The organism is Gulosibacter molinativorax, assembly GCF_003010915.2.
In the GTDB taxonomy this organism is placed as follows: domain Bacteria; phylum Actinomycetota; class Actinomycetes; order Actinomycetales; family Microbacteriaceae; genus Gulosibacter; species Gulosibacter molinativorax.
On sequence record NZ_CP028426.1, the window covers coordinates 1,817,161 to 1,837,176 of the forward strand.

At 66.6% G+C, this 20,016-nt stretch carries 18 protein-coding genes; 2 read left to right on the top strand and 16 right to left on the bottom strand.

Translation table 11 applies throughout. The features are described from left to right. Positions 1-21: 21 nt before the first annotated feature. From GMOLON4_RS08595 to GMOLON4_RS08630, 8 genes are all read right to left on the bottom strand, one after another. Entirely contained in the window at positions 22-1,314 is a 1,293-nt protein-coding gene (locus tag GMOLON4_RS08595) for a Dyp-type peroxidase (RefSeq protein ID WP_084147461.1), read from the bottom strand. Positions 1,315-1,318: 4 nt separating this feature from the next. Then, positions 1,319-1,942 (bottom strand): copper chaperone PCu(A)C, encoded by a 624-nt coding sequence (locus GMOLON4_RS08600; protein WP_051266707.1) that lies wholly within the window; start codon positions 1,940-1,942, stop codon positions 1,319-1,321. A 56-nt stretch (positions 1,943-1,998) separates the two neighbouring features. After that, a complete protein-coding gene (locus tag GMOLON4_RS08605) occupies positions 1,999-2,646 on the bottom strand; it encodes a copper resistance CopC family protein (protein ID WP_026936743.1) in 648 nt (215 codons plus the stop codon). 41 nt (positions 2,647-2,687) lie between these two features. Then, positions 2,688-3,314 carry a hypothetical protein gene (locus GMOLON4_RS08610; RefSeq protein WP_026936744.1) on the bottom strand — a complete coding sequence of 209 codons (627 nt, stop codon included), beginning with the start codon at positions 3,312-3,314 and terminating at the stop codon, positions 2,688-2,690. Between the two features lie 56 nt (positions 3,315-3,370). Beyond that, positions 3,371-5,449 (bottom strand): ATP-dependent DNA helicase RecG, encoded by a 2,079-nt coding sequence (locus GMOLON4_RS08615; RefSeq protein ID WP_084147471.1) that lies wholly within the window; start codon positions 5,447-5,449, stop codon positions 3,371-3,373. Between the two features lie 77 nt (positions 5,450-5,526). Next, complete coding sequence (locus GMOLON4_RS08620) at positions 5,527-7,833, bottom strand: transglutaminase family protein (protein WP_146137447.1); 2,307 nt, start codon at positions 7,831-7,833, stop codon at positions 5,527-5,529. Further along, a complete protein-coding gene (locus tag GMOLON4_RS08625; RefSeq protein ID WP_026936746.1) occupies positions 7,830-9,116 on the bottom strand; it encodes a DUF58 domain-containing protein in 1,287 nt (428 codons plus the stop codon). Before GMOLON4_RS08625 ends, GMOLON4_RS08620 begins: the two co-directional genes overlap by 4 nt. Before the next feature lie 5 nt (positions 9,117-9,121). Beyond that, the gene (locus tag GMOLON4_RS08630; protein ID WP_026936747.1) at positions 9,122-10,093 is read right to left on the bottom strand and encodes an AAA family ATPase; all 972 of its coding nucleotides are present in this window, start codon (positions 10,091-10,093) and stop codon (positions 9,122-9,124) included. A gap of 55 nt (positions 10,094-10,148) precedes the next feature. On the opposite strand from GMOLON4_RS08630, the gene rsmD reads away from it, so the two are divergent. Further along, positions 10,149-10,712, top strand: a complete 564-nt coding sequence (gene rsmD / locus GMOLON4_RS08635) for a 16S rRNA (guanine(966)-N(2))-methyltransferase RsmD (protein ID WP_026936748.1) — start codon at positions 10,149-10,151, stop codon at positions 10,710-10,712. Positions 10,713-10,728: 16 nt separating this feature from the next. Here rsmD and GMOLON4_RS08640 read toward each other — a convergent pair whose 3' ends face one another. Then, positions 10,729-11,778: a thiamine-phosphate kinase gene (locus GMOLON4_RS08640; protein WP_026936749.1), complete on the bottom strand. Its 1,050-nt coding sequence runs from the start codon at positions 11,776-11,778 to the stop codon at positions 10,729-10,731. Between the two features lie 25 nt (positions 11,779-11,803). Here GMOLON4_RS08640 and GMOLON4_RS08645 point away from each other — a divergent pair, with 25 nt between their 5' ends. After that, positions 11,804-12,301, top strand: coding sequence for a DUF3515 domain-containing protein (locus tag GMOLON4_RS08645; protein ID WP_026936750.1), 498 nt, complete (start codon positions 11,804-11,806; stop codon positions 12,299-12,301). 89 nt (positions 12,302-12,390) lie between these two features. On the opposite strand, the gene GMOLON4_RS08650 is transcribed toward GMOLON4_RS08645, so the two are convergent. From GMOLON4_RS08650 to GMOLON4_RS08680, 7 genes are all read right to left on the bottom strand, one after another. After that, the gene (locus GMOLON4_RS08650) at positions 12,391-13,512 is read right to left on the bottom strand and encodes a D-alanine--D-alanine ligase family protein (RefSeq protein ID WP_026936751.1); all 1,122 of its coding nucleotides are present in this window, start codon (positions 13,510-13,512) and stop codon (positions 12,391-12,393) included. Further along, positions 13,512-14,585: an NAD(P)H-dependent glycerol-3-phosphate dehydrogenase gene (locus GMOLON4_RS08655; RefSeq protein WP_084147465.1), complete on the bottom strand. Its 1,074-nt coding sequence runs from the start codon at positions 14,583-14,585 to the stop codon at positions 13,512-13,514. Before GMOLON4_RS08655 ends, GMOLON4_RS08650 begins: the two co-directional genes overlap by 1 nt. Next, positions 14,582-15,349: a lysophospholipid acyltransferase family protein gene (locus GMOLON4_RS08660; RefSeq protein ID WP_026936753.1), complete on the bottom strand. Its 768-nt coding sequence runs from the start codon at positions 15,347-15,349 to the stop codon at positions 14,582-14,584. The genes GMOLON4_RS08655 and GMOLON4_RS08660 overlap by 4 nt, the downstream gene beginning before the upstream one ends. 4 nt (positions 15,350-15,353) lie before the next feature. After that, entirely contained in the window at positions 15,354-16,724 is a 1,371-nt protein-coding gene (gene murA / locus GMOLON4_RS08665) for a UDP-N-acetylglucosamine 1-carboxyvinyltransferase (RefSeq protein ID WP_026936754.1), read from the bottom strand. Beyond that, positions 16,721-17,380, bottom strand: coding sequence for a 3-isopropylmalate dehydratase small subunit (leuD, locus tag GMOLON4_RS08670; protein ID WP_026936755.1), 660 nt, complete (start codon positions 17,378-17,380; stop codon positions 16,721-16,723). Before leuD ends, murA begins: the two co-directional genes overlap by 4 nt. Next, positions 17,380-18,843, bottom strand: coding sequence for a 3-isopropylmalate dehydratase large subunit (gene leuC, locus GMOLON4_RS08675; RefSeq protein ID WP_026936756.1), 1,464 nt, complete (start codon positions 18,841-18,843; stop codon positions 17,380-17,382). The genes leuD and leuC overlap by 1 nt, the downstream gene beginning before the upstream one ends. A gap of 182 nt (positions 18,844-19,025) precedes the next feature. Further along, positions 19,026-19,862, bottom strand: a complete 837-nt coding sequence (locus tag GMOLON4_RS08680; protein ID WP_035732607.1) for a PP2C family protein-serine/threonine phosphatase — start codon at positions 19,860-19,862, stop codon at positions 19,026-19,028. Between the last annotated feature and the right edge of the window lie 154 nt (positions 19,863-20,016).

Sequence of the window (20,016 nt, forward strand, 5' to 3'; positions counted from 1 at the left end):
TGCGGTTTCCTGGCGTTGAATCTACGCCGCGTAGAGCGAATCGCCGATAAACCCGCCCCCGCTGGCCGCCGGAGGGATCGCGAATACCGCCGACCCGATCGGCACCGTCCACTCGTTCAGTAGATCCGCATCCGAAAGTCGCTGCTGGATCGGCACAAACTGCGTCAGCGGGTTCGCCTGCAGCGAGCCGAAAATCAGTCCGGAATCCGACACGCTGGCGCCCATCCCTCCGACGCCCGCGACCGGAAGATCGTAATTATAGGTGAGGCGGTGGATGCGTTCAGTCGGGTCCTCGGACCGCGCGCGCCGCATGTGACTCACGGGGTTGATGACGGTGAAGCCCTGCGGGGTCAGCGCCTCGAAGTCTGGCTCGTCATGCTCGTGGCTGCCGGTGAGCGGCGCCCCGGTATCGATCCTGCGGCCGATGGCGGCGTCACGACCGGGAGTGTCGACGAGGTCCCACGTCTCGAGATTCATCTGGATGCGCCGCAAGACGAAGCTGGTCCCGCCGGCGAGCCAGTCTGGTGACGCCCCGCCGACGCCGGTGGTGCCGTTCGCCCCGATCCACACGAGTTCGTCGAAGTCGGCGCTGCCCGGTGCGGGATTAACCGTGCCGTCCACCTGCCCGAACAGGTTTCGCTGTGTCGTCCCGGGCTTCAGCGTCCCGCGGGAATTTCGAAAGCCATCCTGCTGCCAGCGCACCGTGGTGTAGGCGCGCAGATCCTTCAACATCGTGCGTTGGGCGTGCGCGAGCGTGAGGCGGTCATCACTCGCGACGTGCACGAGCAGGTCACCGCCGGACCACGCATCCTGAAGCTGGTCGATCTTGAACGCGGGAAGGGGCGCGAGCCACTCGGGCTTCGCCCTGGGGTTCACGAGGTCGACGAGCCTTGGCCCAAACCCGAGGGTGATGGTCAGGCCCGCCGGGGTCTCGGCGAGCTGCGGCTCCTGGTCACCGACTGGCGCATAGCCGGCCATCAGCCGGTTGGCGTCGTCGGTCAGGATGCGCAACAGGCTCTCGAGCCTGGCACGGTCGACACTCTGGTCGAGGTCGACGGCAATGAAGACGGCGTGCGCGGGTGGCTCGGGGTGGATGCGCCACTGATGGTTCGCGGCGGACGTCGCGGTTTCGTTCCCGAAAGTCGCCGGTCCCGACACCGATTGCACTGCGGCACCGCCCGCGAACATCGCTGCCGCGCCGATGCCGATGCCGGCCGCGCCGACGAGAACATCTCGCCGGCGCGGCCCCCGCGTACTCTCGCCCGCAGCCGCCGATTCACTCGGTGGTACTTCGCTGGTACGTGAATTGCGCATCGTTTTACTCGTTGTCCTGGTGAACCATGTCCTGGTCCTGCGTCTGGTTCTGGTCCATGTCGTGGTCCATCTCGCCGCCCGAGCCGCCAGCGCCGCCGCCCTGCATGCTCCCGTCAGGCGCGTATGTTTCCTGCGCACCCGTGTATTCGCGAGCCGTCGCGACGTATTCGAACTCCTCGCCGTCGCCGGTTGCGAGCGTGATGGTCACCTCGTCCCCCGGAAGGATCTCGGTGTTCAGGCCCATGAGCATGACGTGGTTTCCGCCCGGTTCGAGGACGAGATCCTCACCAGCGGGCACGACGAAGCCGCCGTCGATTTCTTGCATGACGCTCGATCCATCCGACTGCACGATGGTCTCGTGCAGCTCGGTCATGCCCGCGACCTCGGTGGTCGCCGACACGATCGTGATGTCCGCGTCCGACTTGTTCGTGAGCGTGCCGAAGGAGCCGGTCATCTCGGTATCGGTCGCCTTCACCCACGCGTCCGAGATCGCGAGGAGATCGGACTCCTGCACAAAAGCGGCATCGGTCGCGGTGGACTCTGGCTGCGGGTTCGCGCATCCGGCGAGGCCGAAGGCTGCGAGGAGAATTGCGGGCGCGACGAGCACCCGTGTCATAACGGTGTTCATTGTGGTTTGGTTCCTCATCCGCGCGCCGGTCTCCGGCGCGCAAAACAGCGGAGAACCTATTCGCCTGGCTTGTTGCCTCGACGCATCCGCATCACAAACGTGACGATCGCACCCGCGGCGACGAGCACCGCCACGACGCTGAGCGTGACAACCATCCACGGCTCTGACAGCGCGCCGCCGGGATTCGCCGGGGTCGACTTCCCCGAAGGCTGCGGCGCTTCACTCTCAACTGGGACGTTGCCAAAGCCGCCGGTCGCCTCCGCAGCGTCCGCGGTCGCGCCGTCGGTCGCCTCGGCGGAGCCCGCGGCGGTACCGCCAGTCACCGTGAAGTGGATCGCCCCCGAGATGGGGTGACCGTCCTGCGACACCACACGCCAGTTGAGCGTGTAGGCGCCAGCTGGTAGCTCCGGCAGGGGCTGCGTCACGGTGTCGTAATCGACGACATACGCCCCGGGGAGCTCGACGAACTCCTCGGTATCCGCGTTCTGCAGCGCGAGTTCGGTACCGATCTCGAGCATCTCTGCCGAGAATCGCAGCGTCGCCTCGGTCGGTGCCGCGTCGAATTCCTGTCCCTCGACAGGATCCGACTCGACGAGTTGGTCGTGCGCCGAGGCGATCCCCGAGACGGGAATCGCGACGAGCAGCGCCACGCTCACGAGGAGTGCGAGCAGCGCGGAGCGGGTGGTTCGGATGCGTTGAAGCATGTTGGGCGTTCTCCGGTCCTAAAAAGTATTGGTGTGCGAGATCAGGCGCACACCGGCGGACCGCGCCGTTGCATGAGGTCGGCAACACGCGAGGCGATGAGCCTCGGCTCCGAGCCAAGAATGACCAATCGCCTCGGGCGAGGCGTCGCGAAGGTCGCCCGCGCAATACCGGCGAGTGACGTAATGCCCGCGAAGACGGTTTGCACCGCGCCGAGGATGCCGCGCAGCAGCGTTTCGCCGTACCAGACGAGGCCCACGGTGATGAATGCCGCGACCGCGTGCGCCGCGATCATCCACGCTGTTGTTTCGTGCCCGCTCCCAGTGACCGTAATGTCGATCGGGCCGTGCATCCCGTGGTGGCTCTGACCGGTCCCTTCGCCGGAGACCGTGACCTGGCCGGTGCCAGCGAACGAGAAGAACGTGTGGAAGAGCGCCTGGCTCGCAAGAATCGCAGCACCGGAGCGAAGTCGCGTGAACTTCTTGCCGACAAGCGGCACGCAGATTGCCGCGGCGATCGTCGTCGCCACGAGGAGCGAAACGGCCGACGGCGGATGCCCGTCGACTCCCCCGTGCAGCGCGGCGGCGGGGACGGTCGCGATGATCGCGAGTGCCCAGCCGCGGATGAGCGTCAGCGGCCCGCGGGCCGTGGTCTCATCGCGCGAAGTCATGGTTTCGATCCTAGTTGGCCGGGCGGCGGAACTCGAACCGTCGTGAAAGTCGCGCGCTACCCCATTTCGAGATGCTCGATCTCGTAGCCCGAGAGCCGCTCAAGCGCGCTGCGCAACTCGGGCTCATACTTTAGCTTCGGGTCCTCGTTCAGCAGCGCCATCACGGCGCCCCGCGCATCCTCGATGACCTCGCCATCGCGGGTGACTCGCAGCACCTTGAGCGAAGACTTCCCACCCGACTGCCGCGCGCCGAGCACGTCGCCCTCGCGCCGCAGCTCAAGATCGCGTTCCGCGAGCTCGAAGCCGTCGATCGTGGCTGCCACCGCCTCGATGCGTTCATATGCGAGGCTCTGGGGCGGCGCGCTCGTGACGAGCAGGCACACGCCCGGATGCTCGCCACGGCCAACGCGCCCACGCATCTGGTGCAGCTGCGAGATGCCGAAGCGATCGGCATCGAGCACGACCATTGTCGACGCGTTGGGGACGTTCACGCCGACCTCAATCACCGTGGTCGCGACCAGCACCTCGATGTCGCCGGCCGCGAACCGGCGCATCGTCGCATCCTTGTCCTCGGCGGTCATCTTGCCGTGCAGCGGTTCGATGCGTCGGCCGCGCAGCACCGGCGAGGCCCGCAGCTCCTCGAGCACCAGCTGCACGGATGCGGCCGTCGCATCCTCGTTCTCTCCCGGCTCGATCGACGGGCAGACGACGAACGCCTGCCGCCCGGCCGCGAGCTCCTCGGCGGTGCGCGCCCAGACCCGGTCGATCCACTGCGGATGATCGGCGAGGCTCACCATGAACGTCGAGATACCGGCGCGGCCAGACGGCATCACTCGCAGGGTCGAGACGTCGAGGTCGCCGAAGGTGGTCATCGCGACCGTGCGCGGGATCGGCGTCGCGGTGAGTACAAGGGTGTGGGGCGAGGTCTTGCCCTTGCGCCGCAGCGATTCGCGCTGCTCGACGCCGAAACGGTGCTGCTCATCGATGACGACGAAGCCAAGGTCCGCGAACTCGACCGTGTCGGTAAGGAGCGCGTGTGTGCCAACGATGATGCGCGCATCCCCCGTGACGATGCGCAGCATCGCTTTCTGCCGCTCCGCCCTGGTGAGGGAGCCGGTGAGCAGCGTCGGCATGAGCTCGGCGGCGAGATCTGGGCCGAGTGACTCGGTGATCGAGCGCAGGTGCTGGTTCGCGAGCACCTCGGTCGGCGCGAGCAGCGCAGATTGGCCCCCAGACTCAGCCACCTGCAGCATCGCGCGCACCGCGACGAGCGTCTTGCCCGAGCCGACCTCGCCCTGCAACAGCCGATTCATCGGCTTCTCGCTCGCGATTTCGGCTTCGATCGTCGCCCCGACCTCGCGCTGATCCGAGGTGAGCTCGAACGGGAGCGTCGCGTCGAGGCGATCGCGGTAGCCGCCAGTCTTCACCGGCCGCGCGGTCGCCGGCTGCGTGGCCGACAGATAGCGCGGCTGAAGCAGCGCGGTCTGCAGCAGGAACGCCTCGGTGAATTTCAGCGTCTCCATCGCCGAGCCTAGGTCGCGCTCCCCCATCGGCGCGTGCATGAGCCGGATCGCGGAGTCGTAGTCGAGCTCGTTGCGCAGTGCCCGAATATCGACGGGCACAGGGTCGGGAACGACCGGCAGGAGCGTGAGGGCGCCACGAATGAGCTTCTGGATGCGCCAGGACTGCAGCTTCGCCGTGGCCGGATAGATTGCCATGGGCCGCTTGGTGAACTCCACAACGCCCGCCTCATCCTCGAGTTCCTTGAGCGGGATGCAGTCCGGGTGCGTGAGCTGCAGCTTGCCCCGGTAGAGCGATACCTTGCCCGAGAACATGCCGCGCTGCCCCTCGTGGAACTGCTGCACGCGCCACGGCTGATTGAAGAACGCAACCTTCACGACGCCAAAGCCGTCGGTGATCTCGATCTCCTGTCGCGTGCCGCGCTTGTTGTGCATCCGCATGCTCTCGGCGCGAATGACGTCGGCGATGAGCGTGACGTGTTCCTCGACTTCGAGTTCGTGGATGCGCGCGAGGTCGCCCGGTTTTTGGTGTCGACGCGGCAGGTAGCTCACCAGATCCCCGACGGTCGTGAGGCCGAGCTCGACGCGCACCTCGGTCGCGTCGCGATCCGCCATGACCGCCTCGACCGGCGACTCGAACGTGACGGGATTCCCGTCGCGCCCGAGCTTCGCCGGTTCCTGGCCGGGGTTCGTCACTTGCGCCACCTCGACACGATCGAGGCCGGGAACCAGGTCGCGCGCCGCACGTCCGCGTCGCTCGCGTGCTCGACCATCCCCTCTTGCACGATCTCGACGTCGTCCCAAGACACCGGCTGGCGGTCTGGCTGCTCGGGGTCCGAGAACGTTTCGGCGTCGAGCGCGCTGCCGAGTCGCCGCAGCGAGGCGGCCGCTCCGCTGTCGGGTTCGAGGCCCATCAGGGCAATGAGTCGACGCGTCAGCGTGGCTGTGGTCCGACCGCGCGGCAGCCGCAGTCGCAGGTCCGCCGCCGTATCGAGCAGTTCCTGCCACGCGATGGCCGCGGAGTCCGGGGCGCCGCCGCGGACTGTCGCCTCGCGCTGCTTGCGCACGCGGGTGCGCAAGAGCCGCGGTGCGATCGCGAGCACCGCCAGGATGAGCAGCACGCCGAGGGCGACCACAGCCACAATCGTCGTGCCGGTCCAGGCGAATCCGTTCGCGCTGCCGCTCACGTCCTCGGCGGCGTCGGTGGGCTCTGGGGTCGGAGTTGCCTCGGTCGGCTCGGGCGTCGAGCTGCCGTCTTGCGGCGACTCGGTCGGCATCGGGGCGACCGACTCCTCTGGCTGCTGCGCATCCTCGCCGCCCTCCTCGACCTGGGCGACCTGGGTCTCGCCGATGCCGGAGGACGGGGTCGTCTCGAACGGCACCCAGCCGTAGCCGTCGACCCAGAACTCGGTCCAGGCGTGCATGTTGTCGGTCGTCACCGAGTACACGGGCTGGCCGATGTCGTTCACGCTGGTGTAGGTGCCCGGGGTGAAGCCGACCTGGATGCGCGTGGGGATGTCGAGGAGGCGGCCCATAACCGCCATGGCGCTCGAGAAGTGGACGCAATACCCGCTGCGCATTTCGAGGAACTTGGTGATCACCTCGAGGCCGGTGCCGTCGTAGCCGCCCTCCACCGGCGCCAGTTCGGAGTAGTCGAAGGCGCCCTCGGTGAACCAAGCCTGCAACTGCAGCGCCTTTTGGTACGGTGTGGCGCCAGGGTCGACGACCTGGTCCATCGTGGCCCGAATTTGCTCGAGCGCGGGGTCGTTCGGCAGCTCGAGGTACGGCGCGAAGTCGGTGCCCTCGGGCGGGGTCGCGGCAAGAATCGCATCCTCGCTTGGCCTCGGCAAGACGCTGTCCACGTGGAAGCTCTGCGCGAGCGCTTCATCCTGGAGATTGCGAATGTCGCCGGTCTCCTCGTTCCAGCCGTATTCGCCCTCGACCGCGCCGAGGCGCAGCGGGCTTGCGGGATGCGGCAGATAGGCGCTGACGCCCTGCTCCATCACAACGTTGGTGTTGACGGTCACCGTGTCGGGCGCCGACCCGAGCTCGCTCGGCAACGGCAGGTCGCTGCCGACCGCTGGGCCGTCAGACACAAACTCGCCAGGCTGCCACTCGGTGTCGGCGCCGATGGCAGACAGCGTCACGAGCGAGAGATACGGCAGCTGCCCCTGGGTCTGCGAGGTTGCGTAGCGAAGCACCTCGACTGGTGAGTCGCGGCGCAGGTCGTCGCCGAGGTCGATGATCGGGTTCACGCGGTTCGTCGAGATCGACGTGTTTGCCCCGTTCGCGCCCCACCACAGCCCCGTCGGCCCGGGCGCCAACATGGCGATGAGCAGCGCGGTAATCACCGTGACGCCGCCGGTCGAAATCGCGCCGAAGAAGCCGCCCATGCCGCGGCCCTCGACCGAGTGACCGCGGCTCGAGCGCTCGTCGTCCTCGATCTGCTTCAGCCAGCGGTAGCTGAGGTAGAGGTAGAGCACGGTCAGCGCAGCGAAGAGTAGCCAGTACCACCAGGATGCGGCGGGCAGGCCGACCGCGATCGGCACGGCCACCATGGGAACAACCGCGATCAGCGCGGCCGCGGGGACGCGCAGGACGTTTGCCAGAACATCCGCGATGAGCGCGAGCAGCCCGCACAGCAGCGAAACCACGAACACCGTCGCGGGCGTCTCGCGAAGTGGCGGCTGGTCGCTCGGGAGCTGCTCCACGAGGCCCGTAACCTGCCGGCCGACAGCACCGAACACATCCAACACACCGGTGGGCTGCGCGAGCACGATCGACGCAATGCCGAGCACCACGAGCCCGACGAGGACGCTCAGCAACCGCGAATCAGAAAACTGTCGGGTCGCCTGCGTGATCGCGAGCAGCACCACCATGGTGATCATCGCGGGCAAGAGCCAGCCGCCCGAACTCATGACGGGTGTCGCGAGGAGGGCCCCGCTACACATGAGCAGCATGAGGCCGATGGTTACGTTCCAGGATCCGCGATTGTTCATTCCGCCACCCCGAATCGTCGCGGGGTGGCCCACGGGTCGCGCGCCGAGCTGTTCATCCGCACGACCTCCCAGCCAGCCCCGACAAATCGAGTGGCGCTCGAGTCGGTCTCGATCGCCGGCCCGCACAGGATCGCGATCGCCGGATCACCGTAGCCCGCGAAGTCGATGAGCGACTCGCTGATCGGCCGATCGGTGCGCGTCACGAGCACCATCGGGCCGCGGCCCATGCTCGCGGCTCGCATGTGGAGTTCTTCGAGATCATCGGCATCCTCGCTCGACGCGGGTTGAACAAGCATCAGGTGACGCATGACCCGGCCGAGGCTCTCGCCCGCGCTGGTGCGCAGGTTGAGCGCGCTCTCGCGCCCCGCGTTGGCGTTCTCGGAGTCATCGATTTCCGTATGGGTCTCGAGTAGTTCCGTGTCGTAGCCAATTTCGTGCAGCCGCGTAAGCACGGAGGCGATTACCGAGACGCCCAGCTCGAACGCCGGGTCGATGCCCTTTCGATTCGTGGGCGCGGTGTCGAACACCACGAGTGCGACGACCTCGGCGTGGTGCTCCTCCTGGCGCACGCGAAGCTCGCCCGCGCGCGCCGTCGCGCGCCAGTGGACGCGACGAAGCGCATCGCTGCGGCGGTATTCGCGGGTCACGACGTCGTCCGCGTCCCCCGCGCGACCGAGCGCGATTTCGGCCTCGGAGCCGGTGCGCAGTGCCGGAATGTCGAGCCGGTCCACGTTGTGCACGTGCGGCCACACCTCGATCTCGACCGGGTCGCCCACCTGGATCACGCGTCGGGTCAGCCCGAGTCCGTCGATGTTCTCAAGGAAGAGCGGGCCGATCTGGCTAATGCCGCGGCGCATCCTGGTGAGCCCGTACGCAATGCGCCGCCGGCGACGGCCCTCGCGCCGGTGGAGTCGGCTCGCGACCGCGGGCAAGACTCCCGCGACCTGCTGCCGGTCGGTACCGGTCACACGGTCGATATAGCTTGACGCCTCCAGCCCGTAGATGGACTTGTTGCGCACCTCGGCAACGACACGAATGCGGTCGCCCGCCGCCACCGTGGTCGGGTAGACCGCGCGCTCGATCTCGAGCTTCGGTCGCGCGAGCACGCGCAGCAGCAGTGTGAGCAGCGGAAGCAGGATCAGAACGAGGCCAAAGAAGCGCAGTTCGGCCACACCGAAGATCTCGGCGAGCGCAATCAGCACGACGCCTGCGGCCATGAGGCCCCAGGCGCGAGCAGTTGGCCGCAGTCGCCGCGCCTTGACGGGCCGCGCGTTGGTCGTCATTAAAACTAGGCTCCCGTGGGTGCCGGAATTTGCGCCGCGATTTGCTCGAGGATGCGGCTCGCTTCGGCGTACGAGCTCGACTTGCGTCCCGCCCGGCTGCCGATGACGAGGCGGTGGGCGAATACGCGCACGAGCAGGTCGCGGACGTCGTCGGGGATCACGTAGGAGCGACCGGCAATCGCCGCCGAGGCCTTCGCCGCGCGCAGCAGGTGGAGGGATGCGCGCGGGCTCACGCCAACGCGAATGGCCTCGTGCTCGCGGGTCGCCCGGGCCAAGTCGACGACGTATTGCTTGACGCTCGGAGCGACAAACACATCCTGCACCTGCGTGATCATCGTGCGCACCTGAGCGGCGCTCACGACCGGCTCGAGGCTCGAAAGCGGGTCGACGCGATCGCGTGACTCGAGCATCTTCAGCTCCGAGTCGCGATCCGGGTAGCCCATCGAGATGCGCGCCATGAAGCGGTCACGCTGCGCCTCGGGTAGTGGGTAGGTGCCCTCCATTTCGGAGGGGTTCTGCGTCGCGAACACGGTGAACGGGTCGGGGAGGCGGTGCGTCTGCCCGTCGACCGAGACCTGGCGCTCCTCCATACACTCGAGCAGCGCGGACTGGGTCTTCGGCGAGGCACGGTTGATCTCGTCACCGATCACGACGTTCGCGAATACGGGGCCGGGCTGAAACTCGAACTCGGCCTTGCGCTGATCGAAGATTGCGACGCCAGTGACGTCGCTCGGCAGCATGTCGGGAGTGAACTGGATGCGGTTCACCTTCGAGCTCATCGCCTTCGCAAGCGTCTTGGCCAGCACGGTCTTACCGACGCCCGGCACATCCTCGACGAGCAGGTGCCCGCCAGCCAAGAGCACCGTGACCGCGAGGCGGACCTGCTCTGGTTTGCCGACAACGACGCTCGAGACCGCTTCTTGTAGTCGGCTCGCGTTCTCGAATAACGCGTTGGGGGTGGAGGCGTGCTCAGTCATGACCGCTATCTTTCCATGTCTGCGGGTGGGACGCCCCAACACTTACTATCGAAACATGACGCGAATCATTGCCGGGGCTGCTGGAGGCACCGTACTCCGAGCCTCCCACACCGGCACCCGTCCCACGAGCGACCGGGTTCGCGAGGCGCTATTTTCCGCGCTTGAGTCGGCCTTCGAGTTCGAGGGCGCGCGGGTGCTCGATCTCTACGCCGGCTCGGGCGCGCTTGGCTTCGAGTCGCTTTCGCGAGGAGCGGAATCGCTGACGCTCGTCGAGCGCAGCGGCTCGGTGTGCCGGATCGCGCAGCGCAATCTCGCCGCCCTTCGGCCGGCGCTCGGTGAGGATGCGCAGGTCACCATCGTCGAGTCGGCCACGCGTTCCTGGCTCGGCACCGCCCGCGGCGAATTCGATCTCGTGTTCTTGGATCCGCCCTACGAGCTGTCCAATGCCGACTGCGAGGCGGATTTGGCGCTGCTGGCTCCGCGGCTGAGCGAGGGCGCGCTCGTGGTGGTCGAGCGGTCGACGCGCAGCGGGGATCTGGCGCTGCCGGAGGGCCTGCGCCTGTGGCGCCGCCGCGACTACGGCGATACGGCGCTGCACTTCATCGAGCCCGCGGAATAGTCTCGCCCGCCCCTCGCTACTCGACGCCGATGTACGGGTCCCAGCCATCGGGCTGGGCGACCTCGCCATCGACCAGTACCGGTGCATCCAAGTTCTCGAGCACGCGACCAATCGCGCGGAACGGCTCGGGTAGCTGAGCGTCGGCAGGAAAGGTCGCGAGCAGCGCGTGGTCCTCGCCGCCGCCGAGTACGAGCCGCAGGGCGAGCGCGTCGGTGCCCTCCGCATCCAGGCCGAAGGCACGCTCGAGCGGCGCGCGCAGGTGCTCGACATCGGCGGCCACGGTTTGCGAGCCAATCGCGATGGTGACTCCGCTCGCGGTCGCGAGCCGGGTGGCATCGAGCAGCGGACCGTCCGAGAGATCCATCATCGCGGTCGAGCCGGCGCGCGCCGCCGCGACGCCGGCATACAGCGGCGGCTCCGGGGCGAGTTGCGCGCGCACGAGACTCGCCGAGGCCTCATCGACCGTGCCGCTCTGCGCATCCCGACCCTGCGCATCCACACCCGAGAACAGCAGCCGGAGTCCGGCGGCCGCTCGGCCCATATCCCCCGCGACCGCAACCACGTCGCCGGGTCGCGCGCCCGAGCGAAGCACAGGATCGAGCCCATCCATCGACCCGAAGACCGTCACCGCGATCGTGACCACGGGCGAGGTCGCGAGATCGCCACCAACGACCCCCACGCCAGGCGCCAAACGCTCGAGGCCGATCGCGAGCCCGCGGGCGAGGCCCTCGACGAAATCGACCGGGGTGTCGCGCGGCACCGCGAGGGCGACGACGAGCCCGGTGGGGCGGGCACCCATCGCCGCGATATCGGCGAGGTTGGATGCGACGGCCTTACGCCCGAGCTGCTCGGGTGTGGACCACTCGAGGCGAAAGTCCGCGCCCTCGATCATCGTGTCCGTGCTGATGACGACCCGCTGATCGGGCGCGGCGAGCACAGCAGCATCATCGCCGGGGCCGAGGAGCGCATCGCCCTCCGGCAGATGGGTGAGGAGCCGGCGAAGCGTTTCACGCTCCCCCGCTTCGGCAACGGTGAGTCGGGGCGAAGAATTGGGAATCGAAGGCACGGCGTCACGATACCCTGGAGGGGATATGTCTCGCCGAATCTTCACCGCGCTTGCGCCTGTTGTCGTCATTTCCGCTTTGGCCCTGACCGGCTGCTCCGGCCCCTCCGTCCCGATGCAGCCTGCCGAGGATGCGGGGGCACCCGAGTGCGCCGAGGTCACGGTGCGCCTGCCCGACACGGTCGACGACCTCGAGCTGAGGTACACGAATGCTCAGGCGACCGGCGCGTGGGGTAACCCCGCCTCCGTCCTGCTGCGCTGCGGCGTGGCCACTCCCCCGCCGACGACAGACCAGTGCCTCAGTCTCGACGGCATCGACTGGGTCGAGGACGACTCAGAGGCACCGACTTACCGGTACACGACGTACGGCCGCACCCCCGCGGTCGAGGTTGTCATCGACTCCTCGACCGGTGTTTCAGGGCTCAACACGCTCATGGACCTCAACGAGGCCGTGAGCTACCTGCCGCAGAGCGGAGCGTGCGTCGGCGCCGAGGATGTCCTCGGTATACCGACCGAGACGCCCTAGCGCGCACTTCGATAAGGCGCTGCGCGCCTACTCAGCGGCCGGACACGATCCTTGAGTAGGCCGCAGGCCGTATCGAAAGGGGAGAAACCCTAGCGGGCCCGGTCGATCGCAACCTCGATCAGCTCGGTGATGAGCTGGTCGTACGGCATGCCCGATTCCTGCCAGCAGCGCGGGAACATCGAGATCGGCGTGAACCCGGGCATCGTGTTCACCTCGTTGACGAGGAAACCCTCGTCGTCAAGGAAGAAGTCCACGCGGGAGAGCCCCTCGGCTCCGAGCGCGTCAAACGCGCGAATCGCGAGGTCCTGCGCCTCGGCGAGCTGCGCATCCGAGACCTCCGCCGGGCAGCTGAGCTGCACGGCCGAGTCATCGAGATACTTTGCCGCGAAGTCGTAGAACTCGGCGTTGTCGACGATGATCTCGCCGGCGACGGATGCGCGGGCACGCTCGCCGCGACGGGATCCGAGCACGGCGATCTCGATTTCGCGGCCGGAGATGCCCTGCTCGATCAGCACGTGATCGTCTTCGGCGAACGCGACCTCCATCGCGGCCGCCAGCATCGCCGGTTCCTTGACCTTCGAGACACCGACCGACGAACCGGCACGCGCGGGCTTCACGAACGCCGGGAAGCCGACCTCTGCCTCGACCCGCGCGGCGATCGCCGCCGCATCCGCGGCCCACTCATGTGCGTGCACGGTGAATCCCGGCGCAACGCGCAGGCCCGCGGCATCGAGCAATATCTTCGTGTAGTGCTTGTCCATACCCGCGGCGGACGCGAGCACCCCCGAGCCGACGAACGGTAGGTCGACGAGCGAGAGCTGGCCCTGGATCGTGCCGTCCTCGCCGTAGGGCCCATGCAGGATCGGGAAGACCACGTCGACGTTGCCGAGCTGTTCGAAGCTGCCGTCCTCGCGGCTCACCGAGATTCGGCGGTGCAGGGCCGAGTCGGGCAGGTGGATGCGCGTGCCGTTGTCCACGACCTCCGGGAGGTTCTCGGGGTTGAGGCGGAACTTCTCGGGGTCGTCGTCCTCGAGTACCCAGACGCCGTCCCGCGTAATGCCGACCGGGATGATGCGGAAGCGAGTGCGGTCAATCGCGGCGAGCACGCCTGCCGCAGTGGCGCAGCTAATTTGATGCTCGCTCGAGCGTCCGCCGAACAGCACCACGACGGTGGTGAGGTGGTCAGTGCTGTGCTGTGCGGTTTCCGTCATCATTCTCCCCGCGGAATCTCGTTATCGGTTGCTAGGTGTGGTGCCAGGTCGACCGGGCGCATGCGGCCCTCGAGCACGGCCGCGATCTGCTGCACGATCGGCATCGGCACACCGCGCTCCTCCGCGAGCTCGCGGATGGAGTCGACCGAGCGAAGCCCCTCGGCCGTCTGTTCCATTCGGCTGTTGACGTCCTGGTAGCTGTAGCCCTGGCCGAGTAGGCGTCCGGCCGTGAAGTTTCTCGACAGCGGCGACATACACGTCGCGATGAGGTCGCCCATCCCGGCAAGGCCCATCATGGTCTCGCGGGATGCGCCCATCGCCACCGCGAAGTCGGTGATTTCCGCGAGGCCGCGGGTCATGATCGAGGCCTTGGTGTTCTCGCCATAGCCGACGCCGTCGGCGATACCGATCGCGATCGCGATCAGGTTTTTCAGCACCCCGCCGAATTCGGTGCCGATCACATCCTGGTTCACGAAGGACCGCAGGTAAGAGTTCCGGGCAACCTGGGCGACGCGCACCGCGAGGTCCTCCGACTCGCTCGCCACGACGATCGCCGTGGGCTCCTCGCGTGCGATCTCGAGCGCGATGTTGGGGCCGGATGCGACCGCAATGTGATCCGCGCCGATGCCGGATACGTCCGCGATCACCTCGCTCATGCGCTTACCCGTCGAGCGTTCGACGCCCTTCATAAGGCTGACAATGCTCGCGCCGGGCTTCAAGAACTCGCGAAACTCCTCGATGTTCTCGCGCGCGGATTGCGCCGGGACCGAGATAAAGATCAGGTCCGCACCCGAAATCGCCGCCGCGAGGTCGTCGGTAGCGACGATCCGTTCGGGCAGGTTTATGCCGGGCAGGTACAGGGTGTTGCGATGCGCGCCGTTGATTTCCTCGACGAGCTCGGGGCGGCGCACGACGAGGGTGACGTTCCGGCCGCCGTCGGCAACGATCTTCGCGAAGGTCGTTCCCCAGTTACCGCCGCCGATGACGACGATGCGTTCACCCTCCGTCGCGGACTCGCTGCCCACGAGGGTGGGCAGGGTGATTGGTGTGGTCGCGGGATACCACTCGCTCACGGCTTGATCTCGTTCGGCATGCCGTACTCGGTCTGGCCGTGTGCGGCCGGATCGTAGAGTTCCTTTGGCGCCTTCGCGCCGCGAATCTCCTCGACCAACGCCGTAATCTCGCGCATGATCTTGTCGGTCGCGCCGTCGATCGCGCGCTTCGAGGAGTGCTTGCCCTCAAACTCGCTCAGGTCGATCGGCTTGCCCACGATCATCTTGATCGGCGCCCGAAAACGGAACTTGAACTTCTTCTGGAAGCGCGGGACCACGGCCTGCGCGCCCCACGTCGCGATCGGAATCACGGGGATACCGGACTGCAGTGCGAGCCTCGCCGCACCAGTCTTGCCGCGCATCGGCCACATGTCCGGCTCACGCGTCAGCGTACCTTCCGGATACACGATGACGGCCCCACCCAGCTCAATAATCTGGTTCGCCGCGTTCATCGAGTTTGCCTTTGCACGCGAGCGCGACCGCTCAACCGGGATCTGCCCGCTCTTGTGGAGCAGCCAGCCGACAACCGGAATCTTGAACAGTGAGGCCTTGGCCATGAAGCGCGGCTTGCGGCCGAGCCGCCACACCCCGTATCCCGTCACGACCGGGTCGATGTCCGAGTAGTGATTCGGGGTCAGGATGTACGGACCGGTCGCCGGCAGCGTGCCCTTGACGTCGTACTTGAACAGGAGCTTGAGCGGAGGCACAGCAATCCCGGCCATGAGCCAGAAGATTGAGGGCCGACGCTTTTCGGGGGATGCTGCTCCCCACGATTTTCGCGCCACCGACCTAGCTTTCTACCGTGAATTCCGCGCCGAGTGTGCGCAGCTTCGTGAGGAAGTTCTCGTACCCTCGGGCGATGATGCCGACGTTTGACACGCGCGAAACGCCGTCCGCCATCAGCGCCGCGATGAGGTGGCTGAAGCCACCGCGAAGGTCCGGCACCTCAATGTCGGCGCCGTGCATCTGTGTCGGCCCCGAAATGACGGCCGAGTGCACGAAGTTGCGCTGCCCGAAGCGGCACGACTGGCCACCGAGGCACTCGCGGTGCAGCTCGATCGTCGCACCCATCTTGACCAGCGCATCCGTAAACCCGAAGCGCTGCTCGTACACGGTCTCGTGCACGATCGATACGCCAGGAGCCTGCGTCAGCGCGACCACAAGCGGCTGCTGCCAGTCCGTCATGAAACCGGGGTGCACATCCGTCTCGATCACGACGGGCTTGAGGTCCTCGCCCGGGTGCTTGAAGTTGATGCCGTCGCGGTGGATCTCGAAGATGCCACCAGCCTTGCGGAACACGTTGAGGAACGTCAGCATCTCGGACTGGGTCGCGCCCTCGACGAAGATCTCGCCGCGGGTCGCGAGCGCGGCGGCCGCCCAGCTGGCGGCCTCGTTGCGGTCGAAGAGCGAGAAGTGGTCGTACCCGCCGAGACGCGAAACGCCCTCGATGCGGATGACGCGATCGGCGTCAACCGAGATAATCGCGCCCATCTTCTGGAGCACGTTAATGAGATCCATGATCTCGGGCTCGGTTGCCGCGTTCGTGAGCTCGGTCATGCCCTCCGCGCGTACCGCGGTGAGGAGCACCTGCTCGGTCGCGCCGACCGACGGGTAGTCGAGGCGAATCTTCGCGCCTCGCAGGCCGTTGGGCGCGGTGAGGCGGATGCCCTCGGGGAGCTTGTCGACCACCGCGCCGAACGAGCGCAGTGCGGAGAGGTGGAAGTCGATCGGGCGGTCACCGATGCGGCAGCCACCGAGGTCCGGGATGAACGCCTCACCGAGCTGGTGCAGCAGCGGGCCGCAGAACAGAATCGGGATGCGGCTCGAGCCAGCGTGCGCGTTGATCTCGGCCATGTGGGCGACCTTGACGTTCGTCGGGTCGAGCCGGAGCTCGCCCCCTTCAACATCTCGCTCGACCTTGACGCCGTGTACCTCGAGCAAACCCGCGACGACGCGAACGTCTGAGATGTCGGGTACGTTGCGCAACACGCTTGGCTCGTCGCCAAGGAGCGATGCGACCATCGCCTTCGTCACGAAGTTCTTCGCGCCGCGGACGAGAAGTCGACCGTTCAGCGGCTTCCCTCCGTGGAAGGTGATGGTGTCGGCGTTAAGGCCGACGAATTTCGCAGCGCGAGCCGCGTCCTGATTCAGGCTGGTCACTCGCGTGTACCTCCAGAAAGTTCAATTAGGTCTCCAGCGAGGTTACCCGGCTCGGTATCCGCAAGGGCGGGGAGCGTCTTGGGCATCCACGAAGGACGTGTCTGTTCAAACGCGGTGATCGCGTCTTCGTCTCGGAGGGTAAGGGCGATGTCATCGAGGCCCTCCATGAGGCGCCACCGAGTGTACTCGTCTATCTCGAAAGCGAAAGAGAGATTGTCGATTGCCACAGTTCGGTGCTCGAGGCTCACGACGGTTTCTGCCTCGGGGTTCGCCTCAATGGCTTCCCACAGCTGCTCGACTTCGTCTTCCTCTAGCACACCCACGAGCAGGCCCTGCTTGCCCGCATTGCCGCGGAAGATCTCGCCGAAGCGCGAGCCGAAGACGGCGCGGAAACCGTAATCGCGCAGCGCCCAGACCGCGTGCTCGCGGCTCGAGCCGGTGCCGAAGTCGTGGCCCGCGACGAGAATTCTCGGGTTCGCGTAGCGCGGCTGGTTGAGGACGAATTCCGGGTCCTGCCGCCAGTTATAAAACAGTGCGTCGTCAAAGCCGGTCTTGGTGACGCGCTTGAGGAATACCGCGGGGATGATCTGGTCGGTGTCGACGTTCGAGCGACGCAGCGGAACCGCTTTGCCTGCGATGTTGTTGATCTTTTCCATTAGGCGACCGCCTGTTCGTTCGATGCGTTGGTAACCGGTTCCAGGTCTGCCGGGCTCGACAGCTTGCCGCGAATCGCGGTGGCGGCGGCAACGACGGGCGACACGAGGTGTGTGCGGCCGCCCTTGCCCTGGCGCCCCTCGAAGTTACGGTTCGAGGTGGATGCGCAGCGCTCCCCCGGCGCGAGCTGGTCGGGGTTCATGCCAAGGCACATCGAGCATCCGGCGAAGCGCCAGTCGGCACCGAACTCCTTGACGATCTTGTCGATGCCCTCGGCCTCGGCCTGCAGGCGCACGCGGGCCGAACCCGGAACGACCATGACGCGGACGTGGTCGGCCTTCTTCTGGCCCTTGATGATGCTCGCGAAGGCGCGGAGGTCTTCGATGCGGGAGTTCGTGCACGACCCCATGAAGACGGTGTCGACTTCGATTTCCTTCATCGGGGTGCCGGCCTTGAGGTCCATGTACTCGAGCGCGCGCTCGGCGGCGCCACGCTCCGACTCGTCCGCGAAGTCCGCGGGGGTCGGCACTGTTGCCGAGAGCGGTACGCCCTGGCCGGGGTTCGTACCCCACGTAACGAAGGGTTCGAGGGTGTCGGCGTCGATGAAGATCTCGGCGTCGAACTCGGCGCCCTCATCGGTACTCAGCGTGTTCCAGTAGGCAACGGCGTCGTCCCAGTCCTGACCTTGCGGTGCGTGCGCGCGGCCCTTGAGGTACTCGTAGGTCGTCTCGTCGGGCGCAACCATACCGGCGCGGGCACCCGCCTCGATCGACATGTTGCAGATGGTCATGCGACCTTCCATCGAGAGCGCGCGGATCGCAGAGCCACGGTACTCGAAAACGTACCCCGCACCGCCACCGGTGCCGACCTTCGCGATGACCGCGAGGATGATGTCCTTCGCCGTCACGCCCGGGCGCAGCGTGCCCTCGACGTTGACAGCCATGGTCTTGAAGGGCTTCAGCGGCAGGGTCTGCGTCGCCATGACGTGCTCGACCTCGGACGTGCCGATGCCGAACGCCATAGCGCCAAACGCGCCGTGGGTCGACGTATGCGAGTCGCCACAGACGACGGTGATGCCTGGCATGGTCAGGCCGAGCTGCGGCCCGACCACGTGCACGATGCCCTGCTCGCGGTCACCGAGCGAGTGCAGGCGAACGCCGAACTCCTCGGCGTTCTTGCGCAGCGTCTCAATCTGGGTGCGCGAGGTGTCGTCCGCGATGCGGTTGAGGATGTCGACCGTCGGGGTGTTGTGGTCTTCCGTTGCGATCGTGAGGTCAGTACGACGAAGGGGGCGATCTGCCTGGCGAAGGCCATCAAAGGCCTGCGGGCTCGTGACCTCGTGCATGATGTGGAGGTCAATATAGATAAGGTCCGGCGTGCCGTTCTCGCCACGCTTCACTACGTGGGCGTCCCAGACCTTTTCTGGCAGCGTTTTGGGTGCAGATCCCGTTGATTCGGTCGTCATAATTCCTGGCAGTTCTCCTGATCGAGGGGGCTCCGAGCAGTGCAAAAGTGTGCGCCTAGGCCCCACACTCGGGTGCTGCCAATGGTAACACCGGGCTTTCGACCGCCATTCCGGGCCGATTACGGCTTCGGCGCCCGGCTTGGGCCGATCGCGTGTGGGGTGGATGCGCTGGGTCGCGCTGGCTACTCTGCCGCGGGGACCTCGACGCCCTCGCGGCCGACGGCGTTCGACTCGAGTGTCACAACGCTGACGTTGTCGCGGCCGCCGCGCTTCACCGCGAGTCGCACGAGCGTGTCCGAAAGCGAGTATTCGGGCGAGCTGTCGAGCATGTGGGCGCGAATCGTGTCCGAGATTAGTCGGTCGTCGAGTTCCTTGGTCAGTCCATCCGAGCAGATGACGAAGACTTGGTGGCCCTGCACCGGCATGAGCCAGAGGTCGGTCTCGATCTCCACATCCGACCCGACTGCTCGCGTGATCACGTTGCGGTCGGGGTGGACGAGCGCCTCCTCGGCGGTGATGACGCCGAGCGACACGAGCTCCTGCACCGCGGAATGGTCGACGGTGATCTGGACGACGTCCCGACCGTTCCAGCCGTACACGCGAGAATCGCCGACGTTGAAGATCATCCAGTGTGGCGCGACCGCCGCATCCTCGCTCGGCGAGACCTCAACGAGCGCAATGCCGGAGAGGGTCGTGCCTGCGACGGCACCGGGGCCGTCTGCCTCGGTGATGAGCTGCTGCACGCGTGTGTTCGCGTCGTCGATGGCTTTGAGGACTTCGACGGGATTCGTGGGGACGTTTTCAGTGAAGTGGTCTGCGAACGCCGCGACGAGCGACTGGCTCGCGCGATCGCCGTAGGAGTGTCCGCCCATGCCATCCGCGACGAGAAACACTGGCGGTTTCGCGTACACGGAGTCTTCGTTGACTGCACGAATCGTACCGATGTCAGTAGCAACCGACACCCGCAGTTCTAGCTCACCGGCGCATGTGGCGACGGTCGCGTTGAACTCATCAGTCACTGAAACCCCCTGTTTTGCGTACCGGGACACTCTACCGGGAACACGGTGGTGCAACGAGTCCCCCGGCCGGGTGAATTTCTATCGGGCCTGGGTCCGGCTGCCGCGTTGTGCCAGGCCGCGCCGGAAACCAACAAAGCCCGAATCGTAAGATTCG